The 3339-nt window shown below is 37.1% G+C and carries 1 protein-coding gene; it reads right to left on the bottom strand.

Translation table 11 applies throughout. The features are described from left to right. Positions 1-3339 (bottom strand): type ISP restriction/modification enzyme (locus KH943_RS09670; RefSeq protein ID WP_304110382.1); only part of this gene is annotated, 3339 nt, incomplete at both ends.

Below are 3339 nucleotides of genomic sequence, written 5' to 3'. Positions count from 1 at the left end.
TCATCTGTAATCGCATCTCTGCGCTGATAGTTTTCGCCGCTTTCCTTTTTTTCGTATAGATAGAGAGGGAAACATTGGTTCACCGCTATCATTCCTAAGTCGGGGATGTTATCAGTAGTTATAGTCGAAAAATCTTTGTTACCTGCGATCCCTGTTACACAAATTACTACATTTGGGTGGGTTTTATCAGGAAAAATAAAAGGGAGTTGATATTGTCTTTCATTCACAGATTTATCAAAATAAATATTTTGTTTCGAATAAGGTCTATATAATGAATTTCTAATATGGTTTTCACTAAATTTGAGACTCATATTGGCTTTAAGTTTCGCTTTTAAAGCATCGCTCCAACTAATTTTGGTTGAATCATCGCTAATTTTTATATTGTTATCCATTGAATACCGTTTGGCTTCATAGTTATAGAAGTCTATAAATTGACTCATATTCTTTTTTAAAGAATTATAGCTATAGTTATAAACCCAAGCATCTCTATTTGTTTTCAAACCATTTGAATAATTCTCAAAAATAACCACTGAATTTTTATCCTTTTTATCACCCATTGATAAATAAGTATCAAAATTTGGATCGCGTTGACTAAGCCAATCATTAAATTGGTCAGGAATAATTTGCTTCCAGCCATTTTTTGAAGAAATGCCATTAATACTTTGGAAATTTTTGATAATTTCTAATTTTTGTTCACGGTTAAGATAATCACCTATGTCGTGGAAATAAATTTGTCCTTGTTGTTTAGAATTTGGGTTTTTTACTAAAATAGAAATAGCGACAGGTGTTCTTGTCCCTTGTCCAAAAATGTTATCTTTTTCTTTACGGCGTCGTTCTCCAGATGTTCGAGCGTTACCGCGTAAATGAAAAATATAGAGTGAACTAAATTCTTCCGCTAAGCATTTGCGTAAGCCATCCGCAGAGTTACTTTCTAAATAACCACCATTGGTTACAAAACCAATCACACCGTTGTTTTCAATTCTATCTGAAGCCCAGCGAATAGCACGAATATAACTGTCATATAACGCATTTTTATTAGTTGAAGTACTGTGTTCTGCATAGGTTGAGCGGATCTCATCATCTAAGTGCGGATAAGCAATGTTAGCGTTATTATCATTAGCTGATTCTTGCCCTGCTGAATACGGTGGATTCCCAATAATCACTTGAATATCCAATGCTTTTTGACGTTTTCGACGATCGCTATTAACTTGCAGAATTTCGTCCACCAAATCTTCTTTTTCATACATTTGGAAGGTGTCAGTTAAGCAAATACCTTCAAATGGCTGGTAATCAGTAGAATTTTCTTGCGTGTTTGCAGAATGTTCTGAAAGCAAAGCGTGATAGACCGATTCGATGTTAATTGCCGCAATGTAGTAAGCGAGTAACACGATTTCATTGGCATGAATTTCGTGATACTTCAACGGTAATTTTTCCGCTGGAATAATGCCGCTTTGAAGCAAGCGAGTAATGAATGTCCCTGTACCTGTAAACGGATCGATAATTTGCACGCCTTTATCGGCAAGGCTCGCATTAAATTCGTTATTCAACACATCTTCTACTGAGCGGATAATAAAATCTACTACTTCCACCGGCGTGTAAACAATGCCTAAACGTTCAGCCATTTTCGGGAAGGCTTTGTTAAAGAAGCTGTCATAAAGCTCTTTAATAATTTTTTGTTTACCTTCTGGTGATTGAATATTTTTCACTCTAAACTGGATGCTTTCATAGAACTCTTTGAGTTGTTTGGTTTCAGTAGCAAGATTTTTTTGCTCGAAAATATCCACCACTTTTTGCATCGCCTGCGACATCGGGTTGTGTTGGGTAAAGTTATCGTTAGCGAATAGCGCATCAAATACCGGCTTGGTGATTAAATGTTGTGCTAACATTTCCACCGCTTCGCTTTCAGTTATGGCATTATTTAAATCATCGCGTAATTCATTTAAAAACGCATTAAAAACAGACCGCTCTTGGGTGTTTTGTGGATTGGCTAAAATGGTATTTATGCGTTCGATATGTGTATTAGCAATTTTTGCTACATCATTCGCCCAATCTTCCCAATGAGTACGATTGCCGCATTTTTTCACGATTTTAGCGGTTAATGCTCGTTCAATTTCACCGATTTCAAATTCCATTTCAAGCTGAGTTTCACCATTAAAGGAACTGTTATCACGGTTACCAATAGTTTTCTCGCCTTTACCAGAGGCTTTTTTCACTTTTGTTGGTTTTTGTTTTTGCTTCGCTAAAACTTGACTAACAACAGAAACCACTTCAATTTTATCTTTTGCCGCACCGTCAAATTCCATTTTATTGATCATTGCATCAAAGCGGTCATCGTGTGCACGCAATGCATTCAATACTTGCCAAACTACTTTGTAATTTTCATTTTTCTCAAGGGCTTTATCTGGTTCAATCCCTGCGGGAATCACCACAGGTAAAATCACATAACCACGTTTTTTACCTGGTGCATTACGCATTACGCGACCGACAGATTGCACAACATCCACTTGTGAGCTTCTCGGTGTTAAGAACAAAACGGCATCTAAGGCTGGTACATCCACACCTTCAGATAAACAACGAACATTCGAAAGAATACGGCAAGTGTTACCTTCTTGTTCTGCTTTTAACCATTCGATTTTGGCTGATTTTTCACTGGCATTCATTCCGCCATCCACGTGCTCCGCTTCGCACTTGAGCAATAATGAATTATCAGGTTTGAAATCAGGATTTTGCTCTTCTAATGCTGCTATTTCTTGTTTTTGATAAGCATCGACCACATTACTAAAAATTTCAGCAATATTTTTGGAACTAACTTTATGGGTTTTGCCTTTGTAATCTTTTTCAATAACTTGGCAAAAAGCAACCGCTCTTTTCATCGGTTCTTCATCGCCTAATTCGTCCATAATGCCGTATTTAGACAAGGCTTTCCAACAGCCGACAATTTTTGCTGCATCATCAACGGCAATTTCATTTCCTTCGAATAACTTCTCTAGATGTTGATGAATATGACTTTCTTCGACAGCAAGTACTAGCACTTTATAGTCAACGAGCAGTTTTTCTTTTACAGCCTTAGAGAAACTAATAACATACAAATCCACACCAAATTTTTCTGGGTCATCCATTGAGTAAACGGTAACACCTTCGGTATTCTTGGCTTCATCTGTATAAATGCGTGGGGTCGCAGTCATATAAAGACGCTTTTGGGCTTTGATGTAATCATTGTTATGTACACGAACAAATGCAGATTCTTCTTTATCATCAAAACTCGCCCCTGTTGTGCGGTGGGCTTCATCGCAAATGATTAGATCAAATTCTCCTAAACCTTGCTGTTGTGCTTGGTGG

This window comes from Haemophilus parahaemolyticus (assembly GCF_018373095.1).
In the GTDB taxonomy this organism is placed as follows: domain Bacteria; phylum Pseudomonadota; class Gammaproteobacteria; order Enterobacterales; family Pasteurellaceae; genus Haemophilus_A; species Haemophilus_A parahaemolyticus_A.
The sequence above is the reverse complement of the archived record's forward strand: the minus strand, read 5'-3'. Positions and strand labels throughout refer to the sequence as shown.